A 14560-nucleotide genomic window follows, 5' to 3' on the forward strand; every position below is an offset into this window, starting at 1 on the left:
GATCCCCTTATGGAAATTTAACACTAAAGTGCCAAGATAATAAGCAGCGTAATCTAAAATTTGCGAAATTACGGAAACCATATCCTAATCTTTTGACTAGCTTCAACTTATTATTAATTCCTTCTACAGTGCCACTAGTTGTTCTTTGTTCAAAATAACCAACTATATCTCCAAACCATCTAAAAATTGTTCTAATAGTTTTCGGAAAGTATAAACTCGAATCATACATCCAATCTAATAATTTTAGTACCCCATCGCCCCATGATTCAGCAGTGTTAAATATATTTCTGAATTTCTCTTTTAACTCGTGCATTTTTGATAGAGTTGGAGATACATTTTGAACTGCTTTTAGCTTTTCTTTTTGAGTCTCATTTAAAGAATCTTCGTTTTTCAACAAGCTATATTTACTTTTTAATAATCCCGCCAATATTCGATCTCTATCTAATTTATTCTTGAGGGAATTTGCTTCTTTTTTTTGCTGTTTACGCGCTGCATCTAATTCATCATTTACCTGTTTCATTACATGAAATCTATCAATAGTTACTTCTGCATTTGGCATCAACTCTTTGACTAAACTTTTATATGGTTTCCACAAGTCTATACTAACTTCTTCAATTTGCTCTAAAACCTCATTGCCCATACTCTGCAAAGCTTGAGTCATTTCTGATTGACGACGTGACTCAACAATATCAATTGGTTTTCTTCTGTCTAAATCTACCAATACTCCTAAATAATTACCTTGACCTTTAATTAAAGAAATTTCATCTATACCTAGACGCTTTATTTCACTTGTCTCAAAACTGATATCTGATTCTAAAGAATCTAGCATCGATTGAATTTCTGATTCACTTAAATCATTTCTCTCTGCAACACTACGAATGTTACTGTCTAACACTTGTTTCACTATTTCTATTGCAAATCTTTTAGTATATCCTCGTTGTTTATCGACAAAATCTAAATCCTCACTAAATAATTTTTGACAATTTTTGCACCTAAATTGACGACGATCAATTCTTAATATTACTTGCTGATTACTCCATGGCAAGTCTTTAATATTACGCCAATGATGCTGATGTATACTATGACTAGCTTTACCACATCTTGGACATTTAGAAGATTTGGAGTCAACTTGTATTTCTATGATTAATCCTAAGCCTTCAATATCTTGACAATTTAATACTTTTATCCCTGGTAAATTCAGAATTTGCTCTACGGAAAACTTCATAGCGAGCACCGAAAATTTAATTTATGGCTATTTTACTTGTATTCTCTCACAGATTTGGTATATTTAAAAATCCATAAACCTTTATCTAGCTTGAGTTGTAGCTATACATTCTTGTTAAGTTATAGCCATTTTTTCACATCTAAATATATTTTTTTTCATAAGGGGATCGGTAGAACCGTAAATAACTCGGAATTAGGAATCACAATTCGCCGACCATCATAGGTTCTAATAGTAGTAGCCCTTGTTTGGATATTTTCAACAGTCCCTTCAAAATTTTTAAAGATAATTTGATCGTTGATTTGAAAAGGTTCAGTTAATAAAAGCAAAATACCCGCTAAAAAGTTTTGTAAAATATCCCGAAAAGCAAAACCAATTGCTACCCCACTAATTCCCAACAATTGAATTAAATCACTTGCTTTAAAAGTCGGTATTACAATCGATAAAGCAATAAATAAACCAAGCAAAATTGTTGTACCTTGTGCCAGTCTTCCTAGCACCATGCCTAAACTTCTAGCTTGACGATGTTTATGGGTCAAGCGTTTGACTACTTTTTTAATTGACTTCGCCACAAAAAAGAAGATGGCAAAAACAATTAATCCCAGCACGATATTCGGTAAGAGGATAAGAAATCCATTAACCATTCCCTGAATTTGATCCCAAACTGCTGATATATCTGCTTTCATATTATTTGCTTTTACACATATTTTGGAACCACTTTTTAATGGTCATTAAGTTGATATCTGAAAAGATAATTTAACTATTTAATATCTCATCTAATAGTCAAGGGTGACAGAAATATCTATTCACCGTGACTTTTGATCCAACATTTAATCATAACTTGATTTTGTTAGTAAATTAATTTTTATTTCTATTCCTTACTTTCATCGAAATCAAAAGTTGTCATATCTCTTCTGACTTCTTCAATTTGTCCAACCTCAAATATTAAAGTAAAAGGTCGTCCCATTTCTTTTGCTAAAAAATCTTCTAACAACCTGACCTGTGTAATTGTCACAGGTTCTTTTGCTCTTACACTTAATCGAACTTGTGGGGGATTTGTTAACCAATTAGTATCACTTTTAATTAAATCTAAGCGTTGAAATGTTAGGGTACGGTTGAGTAATATCTTTTTCACACTACTTTCTAGTCGTGCTTGCTGAACTAATCGACTAAAGCTAATAGTTAAAGGAATCATCAAGGTACTGATAAATAATAATGTCAAAATTAAAGGTGTCCTAGCTTTTTGAAGTGGAGAATAGCCGACAACAAAAAATGTCACCATACAAGCAAGGGTAATACCTAGCAGATTTGTGAGATAAAGCAAAGTTGCTCCCTGACTAAGTGACCAATTTGCTTGTGAGATTCCTAAACCGATAACGCAAACAGGCGGCATCAGCGCGACTGCGATCGCTGTTCCTGCTAAACTGGTGGAAATCTTCGGCTGAACTTTGGCATAGCCGCTAATACTCCCAGCTACTACCGCTATCCCCAAATCTAATAAAGTTGGTTTGGAACGAGATAACACTTCACTTCCAAAGTTAGAAATCCCAACCAGCAAACCTAAACTGCAAGACATGACTATTGCCGATAAAGTACCGACTATGATGGCAATTAAAGCTCTACGAAACAACTCGACATTCGCCGACAATGCACCAAAAGCTAAACCACGAATTGGTAGCATTAAAGGTGCAACAATCATCGCTCCAATAATTACCGCTGCACTATTACTAAGTAAACCAAAGCTAGCAATCGCACAGGAACCAATAATTAAAATTAAGTAAGTCACATCTGGACTAGATTCTTCTAGCAATTCTGCTTGTATTTGCTGTATCCGTATTGGTTCTAGCCTATATCGTTTAAAGTTTTTGAAGCGATCGCGGATGCTCTCTAGCAAAGTTTACTCCTTTAATTTTGGTCTAATTCGACATCTCATTAAATTCTGATTTTTGAATTAGAGTCATCTACTAATGGTGATAAATTTTCAAACGATAATTTCTATCTTTTGACGTAAGTATGCCTAAAATAGCTGATAAAACCCGGAAATTAATACTACTTACATAAACAATAGAATTAAAATTAACTTGTAAATTTCAGGGTAATTCCGGCATGGCGATTGAATCGGCAATGGGAGAAGTGGTAATTGAAGAAAATCTCAAGCAATTTCTCCTGGTACTTTTAGTTTCCCTCAGCGTAGCCACCCTACCACAGATATTTAGCTGGTTTCGTCGTATCCCCTACACGCTATTATTAGTAATTGTCGGGTTGATGTTAGCGCTGGTAGATGTGCGATTAGTAAATCTTTCTCCCGGCTTGATTTTGTCGATTTTTTTACCACCGTTATTATTTGAAGCTGCTTGGAATTTAAAATGGACAGATTTAAAGCAGGATTTATTGCCAATTTGTTTATTTGCAATAATTGGGGTAGTAATTTCTATTGGTGGAATCGCAATTGGATTAAATCAACTAGCAGGAATTTCCCTGACAACTGCTTTGCTAATTGGAGCTTGCCTTTCCGCGACTGATCCTGTTTCTGTGACTGCATTATTTCGAGAACTAGGAACTGACAAAAGGCTTTCAACTTTAATGGAAGGTGAGAGTTTATTTAATGATGGCATGGCTGTTGTTGCCTTTGGTTTTTTAGCCGCGCTGTCTGCGGGGACTGCTGAATTAGGATTCAGACCAATTTTGCTCCAGTTTTTAACCGTTATGGTTATTGGTATCGCTGTTGGAGGTTTAATTGGATTTGGTATCTCCTATCTAACTCAACGCTTTGATTTACCCTTAGTTGAACAGTCGTTAACCTTAGTTGCTGCTTACGGAACTTATCTAATTACCGAAGATTTGGGGGGTTCTGGGGTGATTGGAGTTGTGACTACAGGTCTAATTTTAGGTAACTTTGGTTCTCGAATTGGTATGAACCCCCGTACAAGGGTAATTGTCACTGAGTTTTGGGAATTTCTGGCATTTTTTGTGAATTCAATTGTGTTTTTGCTGATTGGCGATCAAATTCACTTTGTGGTTTTAGGCGATCATTTACAAGCGATCGCTATTACAGTAGGAGCGATGATTCTCACACGCGCGATCGCTATCTATACCTTGAGCTTTTTCAGCAATCGTGTAGCTAATCCAATCACTCTACCAGACCAAACAGTGCTTTGGTGGGGTGGATTGCGGGGTGCTGTTTCCATTGCCTTAGCATTGAGCGTTTCCGCTAATTTACCAAATCGGGAAGGATTAATTGCTACAGTCTTCGGTGCCGTATTATTTACACTGCTTGTTCAAGGATTAACCATCCAGCCTTTATTAAAGAGGCTGCAACTATTAGGTGATCAACCATCACGTCAACTCTATTTAGAAGCAGTTGCCCGCGAAAGCGCCTTAAATCACGTACTCCAACACTTGAGCCAAGTGGAGCAGCGTCGGGGGATTGATCCAGAATTTTGTCGGTATCAAGCAACACTCATTCGCGGAGAAATTGCATCTCTACAAGGAAAAATCGAGCAATTACAGGATGAATATCCGAACCTGAAAGATTTTATGATGGAGCAAGTACGGCAGGAATTACTATCAGTTGAAGCCAATACTTATGCTGAGTTTGTCCGTTCAGGTCGGTTAAATAGTGAACTTTCACCCTTTCTGCAAGAGGTGATAGACAAAAAGTGAAAAAGTCAGGGTTTTTTGGTTGCTCCAAGATTCCCAACTTCTCTATCATCTTTAGGTTTTTTGGTTATCAGACTTGAAACGACCTGCAAAAAACTCTCTTTTTCCGAGATGTTTGGTCTTTCTACCGCTCACGCGATCGCGCCACATCCTAAAGCTTGATTCTTTCATTTCCCGACGCATTAAAGCAATCACCTGCTTCTCTAATAAACCGTGCTGTGTCTCGATTGCATCAAATGGTGTCCGATCTTCCCAAGCCATCTCTACAATCCGATCGATTACTTCTTGCTCTAACTCTGGTAACTTCATCTGAAATTTTAAGTTTGCCTTACCAATAGTTATTTTAGCCTAGATTAATCCGCATTCCCAAGCCTACTAATTTCCAAATCTCAATAGGCTGGGAAGTATTCACCGCAAGGACTTTCTCCTAACTTAGTGCTATTCCTTACATAGTTAGCTTTATTTGAATCCACCTATTTAGGCTCTAAGCAACATCTGTAAAAGGATATCTCTTAGCATGGATATTTTTCATATGCTTCTTCACTGTATTGATTGTAATATAAAGCTGATCTGAAATTTGTTTGTAGCTATAATTAGCTCTATACAAAAACCACACTTCAGCTTCTCTTGTGGTCAATTCATATTTTTTTGCTTCAGCTATTGCAGCATTTTTAATTGATTCTGATCTATTTTCCATCGTTACTAATATACAAGGATATCTAATTTGTTCTAAATTCATCCATCTGACACGAATCCTAATTACAGTATTAATATTAATAGTAATTTCATCAGAAAGAATAAAACTATCTAAAGGGAACAGATTTTGACTCTCAATTAAAGATTCGCAAAGTCTCCAAATTGGGGATGGTAAATCTTGAAAATCGAATAAACTTAAATTATTGCAGATACTTTTAGCATTGGAATTAGCATGAATTACTTTCCCTGTCTCCGAAATAATAATTATTCCATCTTGTAAACCTTCAATTACTTCCTGAAAAAAAGATTGACCGCGCAGTTGTTTTTCCTGACTATTATCTTCTATTTTAGTTGTGATTAATCTGGGAGAAAGCATATAATTATTATTATCATTTATCAAATAAAATATCTATTCATCATCCCCAAAAGAAATATGAACAGTGAGTTTAACTTTGTTTTACATGATATTAATACAAACTTTTTAACTGGGATTTCGGAAAACACACATAACTTAAGGAGATAACATGCAACATGTCACCTCCCTAATTCTGTACTATTCAAGTTCTGCTATATAGATATTATTTTTGATTCACGGACGAAAGTTAAAAACATGTAGTGCTGTAGAAATCATTGTCAAGAAAATCATAAATCCAATTGCATCTAATAGTGTCGTCACCAAGGGACCGCTAACTAAAGCCGGATCTAACTTCATCCGTTTCAAACCCATAGGTAACAGAGTTCCCAAGGTTACAGCTACAAGAGTATTTATCATCATCACCATCCCAGCAATAACTGATACCCAACGTTCTTGAGGTGGTGCCCAGATCAAAGACAGCAAAACCATCGTTATACCTAGGGTTATAGCTGTTCCTAATCCAGCAGTTAGCTCCTTACGGAGAATCCTAAATGTATCTTTTGGTGTTACTTCTCCGATGCCTAATCCCCGAATCGTCACAGTTAAAGCTTGAATTCCGACAGTTCCCCCAGTATTGGAAAATAGAGGCATAATTACAGCTAGTACAGGAACTGCCGCTATAGTCGGTTGGAATGGCGCGATCGCACTCGACGCTCCGATATATAAACACATAATTCCCAACAACCACGGTAAACGGTTACGAAGTGTCACAATCGGAGCAGAAAGCGCTCCCTCATCACCGCTACCCACACCAGCTAGCTTCTGGATATCTTCAGTGGCTTCTTCTTCTAAAATATCTACCACATCATCAATCGTGATGATACCTACCAAACGGTCTTCTCGATCAACCACAGGCATCGCAATCAAATCGTAACGCTTCATAATTTGCGCCACTTCTTCCTGTAAAGTTTCGGTACGGACTTTGATTACACGTTCGCTAGCTATCTCCCGAATCAGAACATCAGGAAAAGTAAATAATAATTGCCGCAATGATACCACCCGTACCAACTTGCGATTATTATCAGTTACATAAGCATAGTAAATAGTCTCCTTATCTTCATCTTGACGACGAATCTTACTTAACGCTTCTCCGACAGTCAATCCTTCCCTTAACCACACATACTCTGTCGTCATCAACCTCCCAGCAGTACCTTCGGGATATCCCAGAATCGTTGCTGTAGCATGACGTTGTTCCAGACTCAACTCCTGTAACAGCCGTTTGACAACTTTTGCTGGTAACTCATCAAATAATTCTGCCCGATCATCAGGACTCATTGCCTCCACAATCTGCACCACATGTACATCATGCAGTGAATTAATTAACTCTTCTTGAATTTCCGGAGGCAAATATTCAAACACATCAATCGCTTGTGATTTATTTAACAAACGAAATGCGATCGCCCGTTGTTCTTTTGGTAACTGTGCAATGCACTCACCCACATCAACAGGTGGTAGGCGATTTAAATCACCTTTGAGTTGATTCAAGTCATTAATATCAACCCTGGAATCACGTAATTCTTGTAGCAACATAAAACCTCCTATTGCCTCCCCCTCGCTGGGAAACAACTGTTATCACCAGCTTAGAGGAGGTTGGTACTGCGATCTTGCGGACTATGGTCCATAAACCCTTAGAAACTCAATATCGATATCCAATCAAGGCATCGTTAAGTTATCATCCTAACCCGGAATGTTCTTATTCGGTAGATACTGCAACTTTATCTAAAAAACATGTAGTATTTAGTACAGTTAATTAACTATTACCCTGATTACTGTGGATGTGTAATTTTGTGTAATTTAGTAAATTTTACTACTATCACTATTTGTGTCAAGTAGATTCATCAATTCTTTTTTACACTTAGCCACATCAAAATAATTACGCAGAATAATTAGAGAAAAACTCTATATCTACAGTCACAGCAAGTTTTCCCTGTGTAACAACATTGATGCAAGTTTCACCATCAATTTAATAGCTGGTCGATTGATTTACAAATCGAAACAAAAATCAAACAATAATAGTTATCAATATCTTTAACCGCGAAATCTTAACTCAACCATCATGTGAACTTAACTTGATGTCATTGTAATTAGCATCCAATTTAAGTCAGATTTTTCTGTCTCTTCGTCAAAATATTTTTATCTTTGGTAAACTTCTTGAATAAGCCGCCAAAACCACCACTTACCCTGAATCTTTAGATTTTCCAGCTAGCTTAAATGTGTTTATTACTACCCTTAGTGATATATTATTGTGTTTATGTATAAAAATCAAGTCTTTATAATTTCAGAGTATATACTCAAGTACCTGCTATAGATAAACACATTAAGTCTTAAAGGAACTTTGGGCTTAAGTCCCCTACCTAACTACGGCAGCATTGTGGGGAAAACTTACCCTACAAACCTACCTTATTTAAATACCCGTCACAAAACTTACTTGCATAGTTTGCTACTCGCTTTGCGAGTATTGCGACTTGTTTTAGTCTATGCAGCAAAATTATACTGCCAATACTGCCAGTATCTTCTGTCTCGAGAAGTAATAACCAAAAATATTCCCTAAATTTTATCTACCTTTAAACACAGACGCAAATCACCCCTGAGGTAGCAGTAAACAAAGGATCCCCTTGGTAAAGTGTGACTGTAGTAAGAAATAAGTAATTACCTATTAAGTAGTTACATAGAGTATTTGTCTAGCTTTGAAAATAGGGGTTTCAAAATGTCTGAAGAAATAAAGCCTAGTGTGAAAGAAGTATCTACCCACGACGCAGAACTGATCGCTGAAAATATCGAAGAAGGCATAGAAAAGGCTCCGACCGTTAATTTAGATGCTGATTATGACGCAGCACAACAAATTAGCACCAACAGAAATGCTCAAACAGAACAAGGCATAAAAGAATTAGAGGCAAGCCTTGCACCCAAATTTCAAGTACCCGAACCAGAACAAAAAGAAGCACAAACGCAAGCTACAGGTACTCCAGAAGACTACATGAAAATGGCATCTGAGATGTCAGCAGTTACAGAAAATAGTGGTGGTAATGTGAGTGATGATTTGGTAAAAAAAGCTCTGGAAATGGGTAAACCCGGACAATAGTTAACCCACAGAATAGATAATTAGGTCGGTGTAAATAAGCAGAACTATAGTTTGCTACTGCCTAGCTTGTGCAGTGTAGGTTGGAGGGATGACGGGTACCAGAAGTCTTAAGGGGATAGGTTCTACCTATACAGAGGCTTCGAGCATTTTACATTCAATTACGTCGTTGTAAATTTCCCCGCCCACCTACTTGTATCAATTTTTAATTACTTCCAAGAGTTCGCTTGGATGATTAATCAAAAAATTAGGCTTTTGCTTGGCTAAGACTTCCGGAGAATTAAATCCCCACGTAACTGCGATGACTTGGATATTAGCTTTTTTAGAGGCTTCAATATCTCGCGTTTCGTCACCAACATAAATTACTTCTTGTGGCTTGATCTGTTTTTGTCTAAGGACATTATTGATAATGGTAGTTTTGCCAAAAATTGTAACTCCAGAATAAACAAATTCAAATAAGCTATCAAGGTTATTTATTTTTAAAAACTCTGTCACATTCTCTTGAGAGTTGGAAGTAATTATGCCGAGTCTATGCCCTTGCTGTTTAAGTTCCGTTAAAGCTTCTTGAATTCCATTAATTGCCTTGAGTTCAGGAATTTTATCTTTGAGTTCGGATTTGACTTTTTTCACCAGAAAGGGAATTTTCAAAATTGATATCCGAGAATACTTAATTATTTCTCGGGAAGTAAAGCTTCTGAGAATTGCGAACTCCTCAGGGGTGATTTGGACATAACCAAACTCGATTGCCAAGCGGTTAGCAATTGTGACCAAAGCATCAACTGTGTCTGCGATTGTGCCATCAAAATCAAAAATAATTACTTTCTGTGTCATGCTTTTGCCTGGAGTGTCTCAAGGTTGGCACGGGCATTCCGTCGTAACATCTGTGGCTTAATGCGCCTTAATGATGATGCAGGAAAACGCTGATTCCACTCCTCGTCAGAGATTGTCGATAATTCTATCAGCTTGGGGGCAATATTGTGAGGATAAGGTAGAAATTCAGTTACATTTGTCGGTTTGGCAAAACGTTGATTCCAAGGACAAACATCTTGGCAAATATCGCAACCTGCCACCCAACCATCTAATTTTGATTTGATGTTTGGGGGGATTTCTGGCTGACGATTTTCGATTGTATGGTAAGCAATACAAAGATTGGCATCAACCACGGCAGGACTAGTAATGGCTTGGGTTGGACAGGCTTGAATACAGCGAGTGCAGGTTCCACAATGTTGAGAGTGAGGACTATCGGCAGTTAGTTCTAAGTTTGTCAGCACCTCACCAAGGAACACCCATGAGCCATAATCACGAGTGATGAGATTACTATTTTTGGCAATCCAGCCGATTCCGGCACGTTCTGCCCAAACTTTATCTTGGACTGGTCCAGTGTCAGCATAGTATCTGGCTTTTATGCTGGGATGGAGTGATTCTAGCCACAGGCAGAGGGCTTTGAGCTTCTTATGTATAACTTTGTGGTAGTCTCGACCCCAGGCATAGCGGGAGATTTTCGCATATTCTGCACCTTCGGGACGCGATTCTGGGTTGTAATAATTGAGGGCAACACAGATTAGCGATCGCACTTCGGGCATAATCGACTTAATGTCTTGGCGTTTCGGATTTTCCATCCACACCATATCTGCTTGGTACCCTAAACCTAACCAAGTTTGTAACCGTTGCGTTTCTAATGTATCTGTCGTATTGGGAAGTGCAATTCCCGCCTGATGAAATCCTATTTCTAATGCTTTTTGCTTGATTTCGTCACTGCTGACTATGGAGGATTGATTCATTGACTTTGTTTCTATTTCACCCTAATAGCCGCACCTAAATTATACATGACAAACTTTTAGGAATTGCTCTTAATTTAAATGATGCAGATATTTTCAGGGGTAAAATCTACAATGAGAATATTCATCGCAATAAACATATCGGTAGACCCAATAGTATTTAGATTGGGGTAAAACAGAAAAAAGTGAATATTGCGATAACGGGAGCGATGGCAAATCGCTCTGTGATAGATTTGTTTGATCATGAATGGCTTTGCTTTGCTTAGATAAAGTAATCTATCAATATCAATCAGCAAACTCTGACTCAAATCAAACCTCTACACTTTAGCTAGAAGTATTATTGGTAATTTCGGGTATGCTTGCTTCCAGTTTCAGGCAGTTACCACCACCAACTTTTAACTCATACTCAACTTTATCCATAAGTCGGTTCATGATTAACCAACCGTAACCTCCTTCCTGTTTATCGGTGGGGTTAGGAGCAAAATAATCAGAAACATCATAACCATCTCCTCGATCCCAAACTTCTAGAGCAAGATCTCTGTCCTTCAGTTCTAAGCGGATAATCACCGGTGCATTGGGTTGATCCTTATGGGCATGACGGACAACGTTGGAGTAGGCTTCAACTAGAGCTAATCGCAACCGACTAGATTGACGTGACCAATCAACAGATTGTCCTAACTCAAGTTTGAGACATCCTAACAACCATTCCTCGACTATATTCAAAAACTTTAAGTCGCTTGGTACATGAAGCTCAGTTTTCATTACCTACAAAACCTTCAAAGCAAGTATAGTTTGGTCATCTTCTTGAACATCATTATCCGCTTGGATAAATGACAGTAAATCTTTGAGTGATAGAGGTTGCATCTGCTTTTTAATCAGCTTCCATAAACCGCACTGCTGTAACATTGAACGGTCAATACCTTGTAAAGATAAGTCAGTTTGATCGCCAACTGTTGCTTCTGTAATTCCATCACTAGCAAGCAAAAGAGTATCTCCTGATGTCAATGTTAATTGACCAGATTCTGCATTCCAGACTGGTAAAATTCCTAAGGGAATGCCGCGTGTTTTCAAATACTTAGGTTCCTCACTACTAGCGATGTCCTGATGTGACCACAGCATTGGGTAGACATGTCCAGCATTGGCATAAACAAGCTCTTTGTCAGATGGAGTGTAGCGAGCCAAAACGATAGTAATAAAACAATTACTACCGATTAAATCGTCGCATAAAGCATGATTTAAGTTCCGCATTACAACATTGGGCATTGCGGGCGTTTCTTGGGAGAGTTCACGACGCAATACAGAAATTGCACTAGCCATAAATAAAGCTGCGGGGACACCTTTTCCAGAAACATCACCAACTGCAATCCAAAGTTCACCTTTAGGATGAACAAACACTTCAAAAAAGTCGCCACCTACTTCCCTGGCAGGGAAACAGCAGGCTTGAATTCTAGTTCCTTTGATGTCTGGTAGAGTTTGACGCAGCAAATTATTTTGGATTTGCCGAGCAACTTCTAATTCGAGGGTAATTTTTTCTTGGTTTTCTTGGAGTCGCTGATAAAGCTTTGCCTGAGAAAGAGCTAATGCTGCTTGTTCTGCAACACCAGCGATTAGATTTACTTCTTCATCCCGCCAAGGACGATGGTATTTGCATTGGCAGAGGGTGAGAACAGCAAGTAGTTGTTGCTGATAAATCAGCGGTACTACGAGTTGATAACATGGGTTATCTTCATCATTGTGTTCTGCGGATTGGTAGTGATGGGTTTCGATGACCTTTGCAATGATAGGTTCCGATACTAAACCCTCAGGCATATTTCCGGCGTTAGAGTCAGAATAGGAATACTCATCGGCTGTGAGGCGATCGTTTTCTACAGGTCTGAGAAAACAATAACTTGCCTCAAAACCTTGTCCAATTGTTTCGACTATTTTTTGTAGCATACTCTGATAATCGAGGGATTCGCGGATAGCTGTGGTGACAGCATTAAACAGCGATTCTCGACGCAGTGCTCGTCGTAATTCTTGGGTGCGATTCCTGACAACGTGGTAAGTGTCAGCTGCTTGTTCTACAACTGCCTTAAGTCGATCTGGCTTCCAAGGTTTAGTGATGTATTTAAACACCTGACCGGAGTTGATGGCATCAACTAAATCCTCCACATCCGTGAATCCTGTCAGCAGAATTCTAATGGTGTCAGGGAAACGTTCAACTGTAAGACTCAGAAATTCAGTTCCTTTCATTTCCGGCATTCTTTGGTCGGAGATGATAACAGCCATTTCTCCTTCTCTGTTTAAAATTTCCAGTGCATTCATCGCATCACAAGCTTTGAACACATGGAAATCTCTGCGAAAAGTGCGGTAGAGCAGCTCTAAGTTATCAGGCTCATCATCTACCACCATTAATTTGAGTTTATCTGCTTCTGTATCAGTCATATTTGACTTACTTTTTTTATGTACTACTTGAGAGTGACGCGCATATTTCAGCAATATCGCTCAGTAATCAAAGAATAATAAACAACATTCTATATATAGAATTTACCCAGTTTTTTCCTGAGAATTTAAGTTTACTGAATAATTTGGCTATTTTGATCAAAAGTATTATTAAGCACTAGTATATTAGCCAACTAAGCCCGAACGTAGGGCACGCACAGCGGCTTGAGTTCGATCATCGGCACAAAGTTTATTCAAAATATTACGAACGTGGGTTTTGACTGTTCCTACGGTGATAAAGAGTCTTTCGGCGATTACAGCATTACTACAGCCTTCAACGATCAATTGTAGAACCTCTAATTCCCGCTCAGTGAGGGTATAAGCATCGATTATTTCATCAGAATCATCTTCATCATTGGCGTTGAGCTTGGCGGTTCTAAATTCTCCGGTTAATATTTCGGGTTTTAAAGGATTTTGCTGTGCTTGTTGAAGAACCAAACGCGCGATCGCTGGATCAATCCAAGCGTTACCATTGTGGGTGACACGCACTGCTTCAAGTAAATTATCATATTTTGTATCTTTCATGCAGTAGGAGTCTGCCCCTGCTGCAAAGGCAGCCAGAACAGCTTCTTTGTTATCGCGTAGCGTCAAGATGACGATTCCTAACCTCGATTCTTCAGTTCTAGTAAGGGTTTTTAACTCCCGCGTCAATTCAATTCCATCCCGATCTGGCAAGCCAATATCAACTATGGCAACATCCGGCTGTTGCTCTTGTGATAATTTCAAACCCTCAGCGGCATTAGCAGCTTCACCTACAACTTGAATTTCTCCCTTTTGCTGCAATGCGATGCGAATACTCACACGGGTTAGATCGTGATCTTCAATTAGAACTACACGAATTTTTCTCATGGTTGATTTATGCCCGTTAAATTCTTAACTGTAAAAAATAATCTACTAAAATCAAGTCCTAATAAAGTTTAAAATATCTGTCTTTTGCCAATAAGGCTAGTAAATCAGTAGAATGTAACCTTGCTGCTATTGCTTTTGTTACAAAGCTTGAGCCGAAATGACTACATTTGATTTATTTTGGTTCAAAAATACCACCCAAGTTTACTACTGAATGAGCAATCAAGTATAGGCTGATGAAAATATTTTGATCTAGCTAGCCTAATATCCAATATCACGGTTTAATTAGAACTTTGAGCAATTAATTTATTTACTTGCAGAATTTACAAGGATATATACTAAAAATCTCGAATATAGGAGTAAGTTAACCAACCTATTAGTCT

12 protein-coding genes and 1 pseudogene are annotated in these 14560 nt (G+C 38.1%); 2 read left to right on the forward strand and 11 right to left on the reverse strand.

The window, feature by feature from the left end; translation table 11 throughout:
* Positions 1 to 7: 7 nt before the first annotated feature.
* The 3 genes and pseudogenes from CAL6303_RS27130 to CAL6303_RS27140 all read right to left on the reverse strand — a co-directional run bounded on the left by CAL6303_RS27130 (position 8) and on the right by CAL6303_RS27140 (position 3116).
* Positions 8 to 1225: an ISL3 family transposase gene (locus tag CAL6303_RS27130; RefSeq protein WP_015196011.1), complete on the reverse strand. Its 1218-nt coding sequence runs from the start codon at positions 1223 to 1225 to the stop codon at positions 8 to 10.
* 176 nt (positions 1226 to 1401) lie between these two features.
* Positions 1402 to 1908: pseudogene (locus CAL6303_RS27135) on the reverse strand (mechanosensitive ion channel family protein); the annotation flags it as partial.
* 185 nt (positions 1909 to 2093) lie between these two features.
* Positions 2094 to 3116 (reverse strand): DUF389 domain-containing protein, encoded by a 1023-nt coding sequence (locus CAL6303_RS27140; RefSeq protein WP_015201042.1) that lies wholly within the window; start codon positions 3114 to 3116, stop codon positions 2094 to 2096.
* Between the two features lie 212 nt (positions 3117 to 3328).
* Between CAL6303_RS27140 and CAL6303_RS27145 the strand changes: the two genes are divergently transcribed.
* The gene (locus CAL6303_RS27145) at positions 3329 to 4885 is read left to right on the forward strand and encodes a Na+/H+ antiporter (protein ID WP_015201043.1); all 1557 of its coding nucleotides are present in this window, start codon (positions 3329 to 3331) and stop codon (positions 4883 to 4885) included.
* Between the two features lie 51 nt (positions 4886 to 4936).
* Here the strand turns inward: CAL6303_RS27145 and CAL6303_RS27150 are convergent, their stop codons facing one another.
* The 3 genes from CAL6303_RS27150 to mgtE form a co-directional block, all read right to left on the reverse strand.
* Positions 4937 to 5191 (reverse strand): TIGR03643 family protein, encoded by a 255-nt coding sequence (locus CAL6303_RS27150; protein ID WP_015201044.1) that lies wholly within the window; start codon positions 5189 to 5191, stop codon positions 4937 to 4939.
* Positions 5192 to 5366: 175 nt separating this feature from the next.
* Entirely contained in the window at positions 5367 to 5954 is a 588-nt protein-coding gene (locus CAL6303_RS27155; RefSeq protein WP_015201045.1) for a helix-turn-helix transcriptional regulator, read from the reverse strand.
* Between the two features lie 213 nt (positions 5955 to 6167).
* Positions 6168 to 7523: a magnesium transporter gene (mgtE, locus tag CAL6303_RS27160; protein WP_015201046.1), complete on the reverse strand. Its 1356-nt coding sequence runs from the start codon at positions 7521 to 7523 to the stop codon at positions 6168 to 6170.
* A gap of 1177 nt (positions 7524 to 8700) precedes the next feature.
* Between mgtE and CAL6303_RS27165 the strand changes: the two genes are divergently transcribed.
* A complete protein-coding gene (locus tag CAL6303_RS27165; protein WP_015201047.1) occupies positions 8701 to 9075 on the forward strand; it encodes a hypothetical protein in 375 nt (124 codons plus the stop codon).
* Between the two features lie 195 nt (positions 9076 to 9270).
* Here CAL6303_RS27165 and CAL6303_RS27170 read toward each other — a convergent pair whose 3' ends face one another.
* From CAL6303_RS27170 to CAL6303_RS27190, 5 genes are all read right to left on the reverse strand, one after another.
* A complete protein-coding gene (locus CAL6303_RS27170; protein WP_015201048.1) occupies positions 9271 to 9903 on the reverse strand; it encodes an HAD-IA family hydrolase in 633 nt (210 codons plus the stop codon).
* Positions 9900 to 10853 carry a tRNA epoxyqueuosine(34) reductase QueG gene (gene queG, locus CAL6303_RS27175; RefSeq protein WP_015201049.1) on the reverse strand — a complete coding sequence of 318 codons (954 nt, stop codon included), beginning with the start codon at positions 10851 to 10853 and terminating at the stop codon, positions 9900 to 9902. The genes CAL6303_RS27170 and queG overlap by 4 nt, the downstream gene beginning before the upstream one ends.
* Positions 10854 to 11174: 321 nt before the next feature.
* Entirely contained in the window at positions 11175 to 11612 is a 438-nt protein-coding gene (locus CAL6303_RS27180) for an ATP-binding protein (RefSeq protein ID WP_015201050.1), read from the reverse strand.
* Between the two features lie 3 nt (positions 11613 to 11615).
* A complete protein-coding gene (locus CAL6303_RS27185; protein ID WP_041740024.1) occupies positions 11616 to 13274 on the reverse strand; it encodes a SpoIIE family protein phosphatase in 1659 nt (552 codons plus the stop codon).
* A 183-nt stretch (positions 13275 to 13457) separates the two neighbouring features.
* Complete coding sequence (locus tag CAL6303_RS27190; RefSeq protein WP_015201052.1) at positions 13458 to 14180, reverse strand: response regulator transcription factor; 723 nt, start codon at positions 14178 to 14180, stop codon at positions 13458 to 13460.
* Positions 14181 to 14560: the final 380 nt, after the last annotated feature.

It is taken from the genome of Calothrix sp. PCC 6303, from assembly GCF_000317435.1.
In the GTDB taxonomy this organism is placed as follows: Bacteria; Cyanobacteriota; Cyanobacteriia; order Cyanobacteriales; family Nostocaceae; genus PCC-6303.